Genomic DNA, 13,831 nt, shown 5'->3' with positions numbered 1-13,831 from the left:
GCCATGAACAACAGTGCCGACGCCACCGTCGTCGACATCCGCAAGCTCTGGACGGTGTTCAAGAACGCCGACGGCGAACAGGTGGTGCACCGCAACCTCGACATGCACATCGACCGCGGCGAGGTGCTCTCGCTGGTCGGCGGCTCGGGCACCGGCAAGACGGTGCTGCTGCGCCAGATCCTCGGGCTGGAGAAGCCGACGCAGGGCGTGGTCGAGGTGCTGGGCCAGCAGCCCGGCGAACTCAGCGCCTCGGGCGCGGCCAACGTGGGCATGCTGTTCCAGCACGGTGCGCTGTTCTCGGCCTTCAGCGTGCTGGAGAACATCGCCTTTCCGCTGCGCGAGTTGAAGCTCCTGCCCGACGAGCTGATCCGGCACGCGGCGCTCGTGAAACTGCAGATGGTGGGGCTGGAGCCGCAGCATGCGTACAAGAGCCCGTCGGATTTGTCGGGCGGCATGATCAAGCGCGTGGCGCTGGCGCGCGCGCTCATCATGGACCCGCCCCTGCTGCTGCTCGACGAGCCCACGGCGGGCCTGGACCCCGAGGCCTCCGACAGCTTCTGCAATTTGCTGCGCGGCCTGCACCGCGAGCTGGGCCTGACGGTGGTGATGGTCACGCACGACCTGGACACGCTGTTCGACCTGAGCACCCGCATCGCGGTGCTGGCCGACCAGAAGGTCATCGTGAGCGGCACGGCGCGCGAGGTCATCGCCTACCCGCATCCCTTCATCCACGAATACTTTCTGGGCGGACGCGGACAGCGCGCCCTGGAGGCGCTGCATGACAAGCCAGCACCGGAACAACATGCGCCGCGGCCCGAAGCCGCGCGCGCCGAAAGGTAGGTAGCCACCATGGAAAACAAGGCCCATGCCCTCGCCGCCGGCGCCTTCGTGCTCGGCCTTCTGGCCGTGCTCGTCGGGCTGGTGATCTGGTTCACGCGCGACAACACCGTGCGCAACGTCTACGAGCTGTCCACCCGCGATGCGGTCAGCGGCCTGCAGCCGCAGGCGATGGTGCGCTACCGCGGCATCGCGGTTGGCAAGGTGGTGCTGATCGACTTCGACCCCAAGGTGACAGGCAACGTGCGGGTGCGCATCACGGTCGACGAGCGCGTGCCGCTCACCACCTCGAGCTTCGCCACGCTGAGCTACCAGGGCGTGACCGGCCTGGCCTTCATCGCGCTGGACGACAAGGGCGAATCGAAGGTCGCGCTCAAGCCCGACAACGACAACCCGCCGCGCATTCCGCTCAAGCCCTCGATGCTTGCGCAGCTGCAGGACCGCGGCGAGGCCATCATCAACCAGGTCGAGGAAGTGACCAAGCGCGCCAACCAGTTGCTCAGCGACCCCAACCAGAAGCGCGCGGCCGATGCGCTGGAGAACATCGCCGCTGCCTCGGCCAGCGCCAACACGCTCCTCAAGACGCTCGACAACACAGTGAAGACCGGCCTGAACCCGGCGCTGGAGAAGCTGCCCGACACGCTGGGCTCGGTGAAGAAGGCGGCCGGCGACGTCTCGCGCGTGGCCAACAACTTCAACACCACCGTGGGCCGGCTGAACGCGCCCGACGGCCCGGTGGAGCGCCTGAGCGACGGCACCAAGGCGCTTGCGCAGGCGGTCGACTCGTTCAACGCCGCCACGCTGCCGCGCGTGAACCGCGTGGCCGACGACACCTCGCGCGCGGTGCGCCGGCTGGGCCGCGCGGCGGACGGCATCAACGACAACCCGCAATCGCTGCTGTTCGGCAACGGCGGCGCCGCGGCGGGCCCGGGCGAGCCGGGTTTCTCCGCGCCGGCCGCGCGCCCCTGATCGAAGGTGACGAGCATGAAGACAAACACCCACTCCCTCGCCGCGGTCCTCGCGGGCATCGGCTTTTCGGCAGTGCTTGCCGGCTGCGGCGCGCTGCCCGACAAGCCCGCGCGCGCGGCGCTGTACGACTTCGGCCCCGGGCCCGTCGCCACGGCGCCGGCCGCCGCACCCACTGCCGCGCTGCCGACCCTGGCCCTGGCCGAGATCGAGAGCAACACGCGCCTGGACGGCACCCAGATCCTCTACCGCCTCGGCTACGCGGACGCCAACGAACTGCGCCCCTACGGCCAGTCGCGCTGGAGCCAGGCGCCTGCGCAACTGCTGCGCCAGCGGCTGCGCGACAGCCTTGCCGAGCGACGCATGGTGCTCGGCCCGGAAGAAAGCGCGACCATCTCCCGCAGCAAGGGCGAGGTGCCCGACACGCTGCGCATTTCGCTCGACGAGTTCAGCCACTACTTCGACTCGCCCGCCAGCAGCGTGGGCCTCGTGCGGCTGCGCGCCACGCTGATCCGCGGCACCACCGGCGGCGATCGCGTGCTGGGCCAGAAGACCATCACCGTGCGCCGCCCCGCACCGAGCGCCGATGCGCCCGGCGGCGTGAAGGCGCTGGCCGCCGCCAGCGATGCGGCCGTGGCCGAGGTCACGCAGTGGATGGACCAACTGCAACGCCAGCCCCGGCAGTAAGCTGTGCCCGGTTCGCTGCGCGCAATTCAATACACGAGGAGACCCGCCCCATGAACGCAACACGCATCGTCGGCATCCTGTTGATCGTGGCGGGCATCGCGGCCCTGGGCCTCGGCAGCTTCAGCTTCACCAAGGAAACCCACCAGGCCAAGCTCGGCCCGCTGGAGTTCTCGGTGAAGGAAAAGCAGACCGTCAACTTCCCCGCCTGGGCCGGCGTGGCCGCCATCGTGGTGGGCGGCGCGCTGGTGCTGCTGGGCGGCAAGAAGGGCTGAGCGCCCGCGCACTGCGGGGCCGGGGGCGGCCGGCGCGAAGGCAGCCTCCATGCAATCCGTCACGGTGGTCGCACTGCAATAGTGGCCGGAACATGTCTCCCTGTTCCCGGGCTGCGGACGCATTCGCACAATGCGCCCCCTCCATCATTTTTCGCGCCCTTCCATGAGCTCTCTTCAAATCATCCAGGACCATGACAAATGGCGCAAAGGCATCGGCGGCGCACCCGCCGGGCTGGCGGGTGAAAGCGATGGCAATGCCTATGCCGGACTGGATCTGAACCTGTCCACCTTCGCATCCAGCACGTTCGGCGGCAGCCGCTTCACGTCGACTACCTTCATGGATGCGGTCTGGACCTCATGCCAATTCAACGGCTGCGCGTTCAGCCTGTGCGACATGCAGCGGATCAGGATCAGCGGCTGCACTTTCATTGATTGCACGTTCAATGCATCGCAGCTGAAAGCCAGCCAGCTCAGCGGCTGCACCTTCACCCGATGCCACTGGACCGCGCTGAATTTCGATGCCAGCCATTGGTCGCAAGTGAACCTGCTGGCGTGCACCGGCCGGCAAGTGAGCGCCGCCGACCTGCAAGGCGAACAGGTCGACTTCACGGGCAGCCAGTTCGAAGACATGCAGCTCACCAACGCGCGCATCAACTGACGGCGCACGGAGGTCACGAAGCTAGTCGCTCATCCCGGCCAGCAATTGCGGCAACAGATCTTCGGAAGTGCCCCGCAGCACCACCGCCGCCGAACCGTCCAGGTGTGGCAGCGGCTCAAGGTTCAGCGTGATGAGACGGCTGCCGCGCGCCATCGCAAGCTCGGGCAACTCGGCGGCCGGATAGACGATGGTCGTGCTGCCGACCACCATGAAGAGGTCCGACTCCTGCGCCGCCACCTGCGCTTCGAGCAGCACGCCGGGGTTGAGCATCTCGCCGAACATCACCACGTCGGGCCGCGCATGCGAACCGCAGCGCAGGCACCGGTGAAAGGGCCAGGGGCCGCTGCGGTTGCCGCAGTGGTCGCAGCGCCAGCGGCGCAGCGACCCGTGCAGTTCGAGCACGTCGAGCCCGCCCGCCTGGGTCAGGAGGCCGTCGACGTTCTGCGTGACGAGGCGCGTCGCCGGGCGCAGCCGCTGCAGTTGCGCGAGCGCCCGGTGCCCCGGATTGGGCGCGGCCGACTCGACCACCGAGACGCGCTGTCCCCAGAACTTGGTGAAGCCCGGGGGGTCGCGCTTCAGGTCTTCGGCATGGGAGAACTGCAGGGCGCTCTGGTTTTTCCAGAGGCCGTCCGAATCGCGGTAGGTCGGGATGCCCGAGGCACGGGACAAACCGGCGCCCGAGAAGACGACGATGCGCCGGGCATCGCGCAGCAGCGCGATGGCGGACTCGAGTGAAGAAGAAGGGCCTGTGTCGGTGGCGGTGGGTCGCGTCATCGCTCTGGTTTTCGAAGATCCAGGGGCCCCGTGGCGCCGAGCCGTTGCGACACGGTGCCCGCGCAGGCCTTGAGTGCGCGCGCGAGCTCGCCATCCCACGCCGTATGGAAGATGCCGGCCGGGCCGATGGCGGTCACGGCGAGCACGATGGCGCCGGTGTGGTCGAACACCGGCGCGGCCATGGCGCTCACGCCTTCGATCACCTCGCCGTCGGAGCGGCTGATGCCGTGCGCGCGCACTTCCTGCAGCTGGCGCTCGAAGTCGCTCCACGACGGCAGCGGCTGCACCCGGGGCATGCCGGCGGGAGATGCCGGCTCGACGGCGCCCTTGCGCTGCTTCTGGCGCAGGCGCTCTTCCTCGAGCAGTCGGCGCACCACCTCGGCATCGAGGTAGGCCGCGAAGATGCGGCCCGAGGCCGTGTTGGTCAGCGAGAACACCGTGCCGTGCCGCATGTTCACATGCACCGGCGAGGGCGACTCGGCCGTGCGCACGATGGTTGCGCCCCGCGCGCCCCAGACGGCAAGCGCCACCGTGTGGCCGATCTGCTGCGCGAGCGGACTGAGCATCGGGGTGGCAATGTGCACCGGGTCGGCCTGCTGCAGGCTGATGAGCCCCAGTTGCAAGGCCAGCGGTCCGAGCAGATAGTGGCCGCTGGCGCGATCCTGCTCGATGAGCCCGAGCCGCCCGAAGCTCACCATGTAGGGGTGGGCCTTGGCGGGCGTCATGTCGGCTTCGCGTGCCAGGTCCTTCAGCGCCATGGGCCGGCCGTGGTGCACCAGCGCACGCAGCAGCTGGCCGCCGACCTCGATGCTCTGGATGCCGCGCTGGGCGGCGCGGTCGGTGTCGGGTGTCTCGGGGGTGTCGCTGGAGTCCTTGGGCACCTGGGTCACGGGCGGCCTGCCGATCGTTCGTTCATGAAGAAGGGATTAGACATTAACTGATCCGCGGCTTACACTGCGAAAATTCGTCATCCACGAATTCGTTTGCCCTAAACGAATAACCATACATCCCCCACACACCGGAGACAACCCGATGAGCCAAGCCAAGAAGTTCGCCAGCCAGGCCGACATGGAAGAAAAGAAGATCACCTTCAGCCAGATCTCCGAGCACGCCTGGGCTTACACCGCCGAGGGCGACCCGAACACCGGCATCGTGATCGGCGACGACTGCGTGCTGGTCGCCGACACCCAGGCCACCCCCGCCATGGCGGCCGACGTGGTGCGCCGCATCCGCGAAGTGACCGACAAGCCCATCAAGTACGTGGTGCTCACCCATTACCACGCAGTGCGCGTGCTGGGCGCGGCGGGCTACGGTGCCGAACACATCCTGGCGAGCCAGGACACGCGCGACCTGATCGTGGAGCGCGGCGAGGAAGACAAGGCCAGCGAAATCGGCCGCTTCCCGCGCCTGTTCCAGAACGTCGAGACCGTGCCCCCGGGCCTGACCTGGCCCACGATGACCTTCACCGGCAAGATGACGCTGTGGCTGGGCAAGCTCGAAGTGCAGCTGATCCAGCTGGGCCGCGGGCACACCAAGGGCGACACCGTCGTCTGGCTGCCGCAAGAGCGCACGCTGCTCTCGGGCGACCTGGTCGAGTTCGGCGCCACGCCGTATGCCGGCGACGCCTACTTCCAGGACTGGCCGCAGACGCTGGACAACATCGCAGCCCTGAAGCCCGCCGCGCTGGTGCCGGGCCGCGGCGCCGCGCTCACCACGCCGGAGGCCGTGGCCGAGGGCCTCACGGGCACGCGCAACTTCATCTCCGACGTGTATGCCAGCGTGCAGGAAGGCGTGAAGGCCGGGCGCGACCTGAACACGGTCTACAAGGACACCTACGCGAAGCTCAAGCCCAAGTACAGCCAGTGGGTGATCTTCGACCACTGCATGCCGTTCGATGTGAGCCGGGCGTATGACGAGGCGTCGGGCCATGCCGATCCGCGCGTGTGGACGGCGCAGCGGGACATCGACATGTGGAAGGCGCTGGAAGGCTGAACCCGCATTGCTCCCTCCCCTTCAGGGGGAGGAGCAAGACAAAAGACACGGAGACAAACGTGATCGACTACCAAAGCCTGCGCTTCGACTACAAACGCCACCCCGACCAGGACGCAGCGACCCCGGCCCCTCACCCCGTGGTGATCGTCGGCGCCGGCCCGGTCGGCCTCACGCTCGCCATCGACCTCGCGCTGCGCCAGGTGCCCGTGGTGCTGCTGGACAACGACAACACCCTCTCCAGCGGCTCGCGCGCGATCTGCTTTGCCAAGCGCACGCTGGAGGTCTTCGACCGCCTGGGCTGCGGCGACCGCATGGTCGACAAGGGCGTGTCGTGGAACGTGGGCAAGGTGTTCTTCCACGACGAGCAGGTCTACCGCTTCGACCTGCTGCCCGAGCCCGGCCACGAGCGTCCGGCCTTCATCAACCTGCAGCAGTACTACGTCGAGGGTTACCTCGTCGAACGCGCGAACACGCTGCCGCTGATCGACCTGCGCTGGAACAACAAGGTGACGGGCATCGAGCAGCATGACGACGGCGCAGTGCTCACCATCGAAACGCCAGACGGCGGCTACAGGCTGCAAGCCGGCTACGTCGCCGCCTGCGACGGCTCGCGCTCCAACCTGCGGCAGCTGCTGGGCCAGGAGGCCAAGGGACGCGTGTTCCGCGACCGCTTCCTGATTGCCGACATCACGATGGACGCCCAGCTGCCTACCGAGCGCCGCTTCTGGTTCGACCCCTCGTTCCACCCCGGCCAGAGCGTGCTGCTGCACAAGCAAGCCGATGGCATGTGGCGCATCGACTTCCAGCTCGGCTGGGACGCCGACCCTGTGGAAGAACGCAAGCCCGAGAACATCACGCCGCGCGTGCGCGCGCTGCTCGACAGCATCGGCTTTGCCGACGTGCAGTTCCAGATCGGCTGGGCCAGCGTCTACACCTTCGCCTGCCAGCGCATGGAGCGCTTTCGCCACGGCCGCGTGCTGTTCGCGGGCGACTCGGCGCACGGCGTGTCGCCCTTCGGCGCGCGCGGTGCGAACTCGGGCGTGCAGGACGCGGACAACCTGGCGTGGAAGCTGGCGGCCGTGGTCAGCGGCGAGGCGCCCGATGCGCTGCTCGACAGCTACGCCAGCGAGCGCGAATTCGCGGCCGACGAGAACATCCGCAACTCCACGCGCGCGACCGACTTCATCACGCCCAAGAGCGAGGTGAGCCGCCTGTTCCGCGATGCGGTGCTTGCGCTGACCAGGCACCAGCCCTTCGCACGCACGCTGGTCAACAGCGGACGGCTCTCGGTGCCGGCGGTGCTGCGCGATTCGCCGCTCAACACGCCCGACGCCGACGCGTTCCAGGGCGCGATGGTGCCCGGCGCCGCCGCCGCCGATGCGCCGACCGTGCACGTCGATGGCCGCACCGGCTGGCTGCTGCGCGAATGCCATGTGGCGCAGTTCACCGCCCTGGTGTTCGGCACGGGCGAGGCCGCCGAACGCAGCGCCCGGGCGCTGAAGGCCAGCGACCGCGCGCTGCATGTCGTGCGCGTGCAGGGCACATCGCCCGAAGGCGAACTCGCCATCCAGCGCTACGACGCCCGACCCGGCACCGTGTACCTGCTGCGGCCCGATCAGCATGTGTGCGCGCGCTGGAGGCAACCCACGCCTGCGGACATCCGCGCGGCCGTCGATCACGCACTGGCAAAGGCATGAACATGCAACACCTGAACACCGCGCCGAACCTCGAGGCGCCCGACGATTTCTACGAGGCGCTCATCGAGGCGCACCAGGGGCTTTCCACCGAAGAGAGCCACGCCTTCAACGCGCGCCTCGTGCTCGTGCTGGCCAACCACATCGGCTCGCTCGCCGTGCTGCGCGAGGCCTTCGAGGCCGCGCGCAGCAGCTGAACACACTCCCACCTCATCGCGATTTTCGAGAGAGAACACCATGACCCCAGCTTCCGCCAACGACGACCGGCGCTACCTCGGCGGCTTCGGCAACGAATACGCTTCCGAAGCCGTTCCGGGCGCCCTGCCGCAGGGCCGCAACAATCCGCAGCGCGGACCTTTCGATCTCTACACCGAGCTGCTCTCGGGCACCGCCTTCACCGCGCCGCGCCATGAGAACCGCCGCACCTGGCTCTACCGCCGCCAGCCTTCGGTGGTGTCGGGCCGCTACCAGCCCTATGCGCAGCCGCACTGGACCACCGGCGCCGACCGCGAGATCGCGCTGCCGCCCGAGCCGATGCGCTGGCATCCGATGCCACTCGACGGCGCCGCGGAGGCCGACTTCATCGACGGCATGCACACGGTCGCGGCGAATGGCGATGCCGAATCGCAGGTCGGCATCGGCTCGCTGATGTACCTGGCGGGCCGCTCGATGGACAAGCGCGCCTTCGTCAACGCCGACGGCGAGATGCTGGTGGTGCCGCAGCAGGGCCGCCTCGTCATCACCACCGAACTCGGTGTGCTCGACGTGAAGCCCGGCGAAATCGCGGTGCTGCCACGCGGCATGGTCTTCAAGGTGGCGCTGCCCGATGGCCTCTCGCGCGGCTACGTGTGCGAGAACTACGGCGCGCATTTCCGCCTGCCCGAGCTGGGCCCTATCGGCTCGAACGGCCTGGCCAACGCACGCGACTTCCAGGCGCCCGTGGCGGCCTTCGAAGAAGACGGCGGCGCCTATGAACTGGTCAAGAAATTCGCTGGCCGCTTCTGGAAGGCGCCGACCAAGCAGTCGCCTTTCAACGTCGTCGCCTGGCACGGCAACCTCGCGCCGGTGAAGTACGACACGGCGCATTTCATGGCGATCGGCTCGATCAGCTTCGACCATCCCGACCCGTCGATCTTCACCGTGCTGACTTCGCCCAGCGATACGCCCGGCACCGCGAACTGCGACTTCGTGATCTTCCCGCCGCGCTGGATGGTGATGGAGAACACCTTCCGCCCGCCCTGGTTCCACCGCAACCTCATGAGCGAGTTCATGGGCCTGGTGCTGGGCGAGTACGACGCCAAGCCGGGCGGCTTCAAGCCCGGCGGCGCGAGCCTGCACAACTGCATGGTGCCGCACGGACCGGACGAGGAAGCCTTCGACAAGGCCACGAACGCCGACCTGAAGCCGCACAAGCTCGACAACACGCTGGCCTTCATGTTCGAGAGCCGCTACCGCTTCATTCCGACCAACTTCGCGCTGAAGAGCCCGGCGCTCGACACGGACTACGCCGACTGCTGGGCGGGCCTGAAGGACCAGTTCAAGCCATGATGAAGAACGCATTCGCTCTCACGCGCCGCGCGGCGGCTCTCGCGCTCCTCGCTGCACCCTTCCTCGCGCATGCGGCGGACTTTCCCTCGAAGCCGATCCGCTTCATCGTGCCCTACACACCCGGCGGCACCACCGACCTGGTGGCGCGCACCGTGGGTCAGAAAGTGTCGGAAAAGTTCGGCCAGCCGGTGCTGATCGACAACCGCGGCGGCGCGGGCGGCAACATCGGCATGGACGCCGTGGCCAAGGCCGCGCCCGACGGCTACACCATCGGCTTCGGCGCGATCTCGACCAATGCGCTGAACCCGCACATCTACAAGTCGATGGCCTTCGACCCGCGCCGCGACTTCACCGCGATCAGCCTGCTGGGCACCTCGACCATCGTGCTCGAAGTGCCGGCGGCATCGCCGATCAAGTCGGTGCCCGACCTGATCGCGGCCGCGAAGAAGAACCCGGGCCTGCCCTACGCCACTGCGGGCGCCGGCACCTCGATGAACCTCGCGGGCGTGATGTTCGCGCAGATGACCGGCACCGAGCTCGTGCACGTGGCCTACAAGGGCAGCGGCCCGCCCATCACCGACATGCTGGGCAACAACATCGGCGTGATGTTCGACAACCTGCCCGCGTCGCTGCCGCACATCCAGGCCGGCAAGCTGCGCGCGCTGGCTGTTGCCGGGCCGGCGCGCTCGCCGTCGCTGCCCGACGTGCCGACGATGGCCGAGGCGGGCCTGAAGGGTTATGCGCTCGATCCGTGGTTCGGCGTGTACGGGCCGGCGAACCTGCCGGCGCCCGTCGTGAAGGCGCTGAACGAAGCCTTTGTCGAAGCGCTCGCGATGCCCGACGTGAAGGCCAAGCTGCAGCAGGCGGGCTTCTCGCCGCGCGGCTCGACCGCGCAGGAGCTCGCCACGCTCACGCAGACCGAATACCAGCGCCTGGGCGATGTGGCCAAGAAGGCCGGCATGACCGCAGATTGAACAGATCCACAGAAAGATACCCATGACCGCACTGAACGCCACCCATGACCCCAAGCTGCGCAGCTGGGTCGCCTCGGCCAACGAGGCCGGCACCGACTTCCCGATCCAGAACCTTCCCTTCGGCCGCTTTCGCAGCGCCGGCAGCAGCGAGGCTTTTCGCATCGGCGTCGCCATCGGCGACCAGGTGCTCGACCTGAAGGCCGCGGGCCTCGTCGACACCGACGACATGAACGCGCTGATGAGCGCCAGCGCGAAGGAGCGCCGGACCCTGCGCGCCGCAATTTCCGCGGGCCTCGCAGAAGGCAGCGACAGGCAGGCGGCATGGTCGAAGGCGCTGATGGCACAAGCCAAGGCCGAGATGACCGTGCCCTGCCGCATCGGCGACTACACCGACTTCTACACGGGCATCCACCACGCGACCACCATCGGCAAGCTCTTCCGCCCCGACCAGCCGCTGATGCCCAACTACAAGTGGGTGCCCATCGGCTACCACGGCCGCGCCTCGTCCATCGGCGTGAGCGGGCAGGCCTTCAAGCGCCCGCAGGGCCAGACCAAGGCGCCCGATGCCGCCGAGCCGAGCTTCGGCCCATCGAAGCGGCTCGACTACGAGCTGGAGCTGGGCTTTTTCGTCGGCCGCGGCAATGCGCTGGGCGAACCGATTGCCATCGGCGAAGCCGAGGATCACCTGTTCGGCGTGACGCTGCTCAACGACTGGTCGGCGCGCGACCTGCAGGCCTGGGAATACCAGCCGCTCGGCCCTTTCCTTTCCAAGAACTTCGCGAGCACGCTGTCGCCGTGGATCGTGACGATGGAAGCGCTGGCGCCATTCCGCGCGAAGTTCGAGCGGCCCGCAGGCGACCCGCAGCCGCTGCCGTACCTCGATGCCCCGTCGAACCGCGACAGCGGCGCGCTGGACATCACGCTCGAGGTGCTGCTGCAGACCGCGAAGATGCGCGCCGAAGGCGTCGCGCCCGCGCGCCTCACGCGCGGCAACACCACCGAAGCCGCCTACTGGACCGCCGCACAGCTGGTCACGCACCACACGGTGAACGGCTGCAACCTGCAGCCCGGCGACCTGCTGGGCTCGGGCACGCTGTCGGGCCAGAAGCCCGACGAGGCCGGCTCGCTCATAGAACTCACGCTGGGCGGCAAGCAGCCGATCACGCTGCCGAACGGCGAGAAGCGCACCTTCCTGGAAGACGGCGACACGCTGGTCATGCGCGGCTACTGCGAGCGCGCGGGTGCGGTGCGTATCGGGCTGGGGGAAGTCAGCGGCACCGTGGTGGCCTAGGGTCTTGTCCCCTCTCCCGCTTGCGGGAGAGGTCCAGGGTGAGGGCCGTGGGCCTCGCAACATCGTGCGGCCTCGATCGCCGCTCACCCTCACCCCAACCCTCTCCCCGAGGGGAGAGGGAGCAAGAGATTCAAGGTGCCGGTGCGGTCGCGCTGGCGGCCACCGGCCACGCCACTTCGCTCGCCACGCGCGGCTTGCCCATCGGCGCGGCAGCCTTGCCGATCCTGACGGCCGCCATGTCCGCTTCGCTCGGGTACTGGTTCATCAGCCAGTAGTCGAACACCCGGCGCGCAATGGGTGCCGCGGCGCCGGCGCCCCAGCCTGCGTTCTCCACGATCACCGCGACCGCGATCTTCGGGTCGTTCACCGGCGCGAAGGCCATGAAGAGGGCGTGATCGCGCTGGTGCTCCTCGAGCGCGCGGGCGTTGTACTTGGTGTTCTGCGCCTGCGTCACGGCTTGTGCCGTGCCCGTTTTTCCGGCCGCCTGGTAGCCCGCGCCCGCGAACACGCTGCGCGCGGTGCCGCTGGTGACCACGCTGGTGAGGCCTTCGCGCACTACCGCGACGTTGGCCGCGGTGAAGCCCAGGTTTTCCGCAGGCGGCTGAGGCAGCGGCACCACCTGCCCGCTCACCGTGTTGCGCGTGGCCAGCACAAGGTGCGGCTTGTGCTTGATGCCGCCGTCGGCCACGATGGCCGTGGCCTGCGCGAGCTGCAGCATCGTGAAGGCGTTGTAGCCCTGGCCGATGCCCAGCGAAATGGTCTCGCCCGCATACCACTTCTTGGCCTCGGGCCGCTTGTAGGCGTTGCGCTTCCACTCGGTGCTCGGCAGCACGCCGCGCACCTCGCCGCCCAGGTCGATGCCGGTGATCTGGCCGAAGCCCAGCGGCTTCATGAAGTCGTGGATCAGGTCCACGCCCATCTCGTTGGCCAGCGAGTAGTAGTAGATGTTGCTCGACAGCTGGATCGAGCGCCGCATGTCGACACCGCCCAGGTTGCCTTCGGGGCTTCCGAAACGGTGGCCGCCGAAGTTGAAGTAGCCGGGGTCGTTGATCACCGTGTTCGGACCGCGCTTGCCGGTCTGCAGCGCGGCCATGGCCATGAAGGGCTTGTAGGTCGAGCCGGGCGGGTAGGTGCCGCGCAGCGCACGGTTCAGGAGCGGCTTGTCGAGCGATTCGCTCAGCTCTTTCCAGCTCTCGGTGTCGATGCCCTCGACGAAGAGGTTCGGGTCGAAGGTGGGCTTGCTCACGAAGGCCAGCACCTCGCCGGTCTTGGGGTCGATGGCCACCAGCGCGCCGCGGCGGTCGCCGAACATGTCTTCGACCAGCTTCTGCAGCTTGATGTCGAGCGACAGCATGACGGTGTTGCCCGGCGTGGCCGGATGGCTCGCGAGCCTGCGCACCGCGCGGCCGCCGGCCGAGGTTTCCATCTGCTCCACGCCGGTCTGGCCGTGCAGCGTCTTCTCGTAGCTCTGCTCGATGCCGAGCTTGCCGATGTAGTCGGTGCCCTTGTAGTTGGCCTGGTCTTCCTCTTCCCAGTCTTCCATCGCGGTCTTCTCGCGCTGGTTGATGCGGCCGATGTAGCCGAGCACGTGCGAGCCGGTCTCGCCGTTGGGATAGTTGCGGAACAGGCGCGCCTTGATCTCCACGCCCGGAAAGCGGTAGCGCTGGGCCGCGAAGCGCGCCACTTCCTCGTCGCTCAGGCGGGTGCGGATCGGAATGGAGTCGAAGCTGCGCGAGTCTTCGCGCAGGCGCTTGAAGCGGCGGCGGTCGCGCGGCGAGACTTCGAGCACCTGGGTGAGGCTGTCGATGGTCTCCTCGACATCGTTCACCTTCGAGGGCGTGATCTCCAGCGTGTAGGCCGAGTAGTTGGAGGCCAGCACGATGCCGTTGCGATCGAGGATCAGGCCCCGGTTGGGCACCACCGGCACGATGGCCGTGCGGTTGCTCTCGGCCTGCTCGGCCAGGTCTTCATGACGCGTGACCTGCAGGTAGACCAGCCGCGCGCTCAGCAGGCTGAACGCGAACAGCACCGCCAGGCCGATCACGATCACGCGGCGCTTGAAGCGCGCGAGGTCGGCGGCGACGTTGCGGATTTCGGTCATGGCGGGGGAGCTTAGGCGCGTGCCGGTGCTTTTGGCA

Annotated in this window: 14 protein-coding genes; 11 read left to right on the top strand and 3 right to left on the bottom strand. The window is 68.2% G+C overall.

Features of this window, described 5'->3' with window-relative positions:
- Positions 1-3 precede the first annotated feature (3 nt).
- The 5 genes from M2282_RS19640 (at position 4) to M2282_RS19620 (ending at position 3,420) form a co-directional block, all read left to right on the top strand.
- Positions 4-840, top strand: coding sequence for an ABC transporter ATP-binding protein (locus M2282_RS19640; RefSeq protein WP_280810447.1), 837 nt, complete (start codon positions 4-6; stop codon positions 838-840).
- 9 nt (positions 841-849) lie between these two features.
- Positions 850-1,806 carry an MlaD family protein gene (locus M2282_RS19635; RefSeq protein ID WP_280810446.1) on the top strand — a complete coding sequence of 319 codons (957 nt, stop codon included), beginning with the start codon at positions 850-852 and terminating at the stop codon, positions 1,804-1,806.
- Between the two features lie 15 nt (positions 1,807-1,821).
- Positions 1,822-2,490 (top strand): ABC-type transport auxiliary lipoprotein family protein, encoded by a 669-nt coding sequence (locus M2282_RS19630; RefSeq protein ID WP_280810445.1) that lies wholly within the window; start codon positions 1,822-1,824, stop codon positions 2,488-2,490.
- 50 nt (positions 2,491-2,540) lie between these two features.
- Positions 2,541-2,762 (top strand): hypothetical protein, encoded by a 222-nt coding sequence (locus M2282_RS19625; protein ID WP_206176729.1) that lies wholly within the window; start codon positions 2,541-2,543, stop codon positions 2,760-2,762.
- A 130-nt stretch (positions 2,763-2,892) separates the two neighbouring features.
- Entirely contained in the window at positions 2,893-3,420 is a 528-nt protein-coding gene (locus M2282_RS19620; RefSeq protein WP_280810444.1) for a pentapeptide repeat-containing protein, read from the top strand.
- A gap of 21 nt (positions 3,421-3,441) precedes the next feature.
- Here M2282_RS19620 and M2282_RS19615 read toward each other — a convergent pair whose 3' ends face one another.
- On the bottom strand, positions 3,442-4,194 hold the full coding sequence (locus M2282_RS19615; protein ID WP_280810443.1) for an SIR2 family NAD-dependent protein deacylase: 753 nt from the start codon (positions 4,192-4,194) through the stop codon (positions 3,442-3,444).
- Entirely contained in the window at positions 4,191-5,075 is an 885-nt protein-coding gene (locus M2282_RS19610) for an IclR family transcriptional regulator (RefSeq protein ID WP_280810569.1), read from the bottom strand. Before M2282_RS19610 ends, M2282_RS19615 begins: the two co-directional genes overlap by 4 nt.
- A 151-nt stretch (positions 5,076-5,226) precedes the next feature.
- Here M2282_RS19610 and M2282_RS19605 point away from each other — a divergent pair, with 151 nt between their 5' ends.
- Genes M2282_RS19605 through fahA form a run of 6 tightly spaced genes read left to right on the top strand, consistent with a single transcriptional unit; the run spans position 5,227 to position 11,693 of the window.
- Positions 5,227-6,186 (top strand): MBL fold metallo-hydrolase, encoded by a 960-nt coding sequence (locus tag M2282_RS19605; protein ID WP_280810442.1) that lies wholly within the window; start codon positions 5,227-5,229, stop codon positions 6,184-6,186.
- 59 nt (positions 6,187-6,245) lie between these two features.
- Positions 6,246-7,883 (top strand): FAD-dependent oxidoreductase, encoded by a 1,638-nt coding sequence (locus tag M2282_RS19600; protein ID WP_280810441.1) that lies wholly within the window; start codon positions 6,246-6,248, stop codon positions 7,881-7,883.
- On the top strand, positions 7,880-8,077 hold the full coding sequence (locus tag M2282_RS19595; protein WP_432422917.1) for a DUF2783 domain-containing protein: 198 nt from the start codon (positions 7,880-7,882) through the stop codon (positions 8,075-8,077). Before M2282_RS19600 ends, M2282_RS19595 begins: the two co-directional genes overlap by 4 nt.
- Before the next feature lie 40 nt (positions 8,078-8,117).
- Entirely contained in the window at positions 8,118-9,428 is a 1,311-nt protein-coding gene (gene hmgA / locus M2282_RS19590; protein ID WP_280810439.1) for a homogentisate 1,2-dioxygenase, read from the top strand.
- A complete protein-coding gene (locus M2282_RS19585; protein WP_280810568.1) occupies positions 9,428-10,402 on the top strand; it encodes a Bug family tripartite tricarboxylate transporter substrate binding protein in 975 nt (324 codons plus the stop codon). The genes hmgA and M2282_RS19585 overlap by 1 nt, the downstream gene beginning before the upstream one ends.
- Before the next feature lie 22 nt (positions 10,403-10,424).
- The gene (gene fahA / locus M2282_RS19580) at positions 10,425-11,693 is read left to right on the top strand and encodes a fumarylacetoacetase (RefSeq protein ID WP_280810438.1); all 1,269 of its coding nucleotides are present in this window, start codon (positions 10,425-10,427) and stop codon (positions 11,691-11,693) included.
- A gap of 130 nt (positions 11,694-11,823) precedes the next feature.
- On the opposite strand, the gene mrdA is transcribed toward fahA, so the two are convergent.
- Positions 11,824-13,794 (bottom strand): penicillin-binding protein 2, encoded by a 1,971-nt coding sequence (mrdA, locus tag M2282_RS19575; RefSeq protein ID WP_280810437.1) that lies wholly within the window; start codon positions 13,792-13,794, stop codon positions 11,824-11,826.
- Positions 13,795-13,831 lie beyond the last annotated feature (37 nt).

Origin of the sequence: Variovorax boronicumulans, assembly GCF_029892485.1 — a bacterium.
In the GTDB taxonomy this organism is placed as follows: domain Bacteria; phylum Pseudomonadota; class Gammaproteobacteria; order Burkholderiales; family Burkholderiaceae_C; genus Variovorax; species Variovorax boronicumulans_B.
This window is presented reverse-complemented; position numbering and strand designations above follow the sequence as displayed.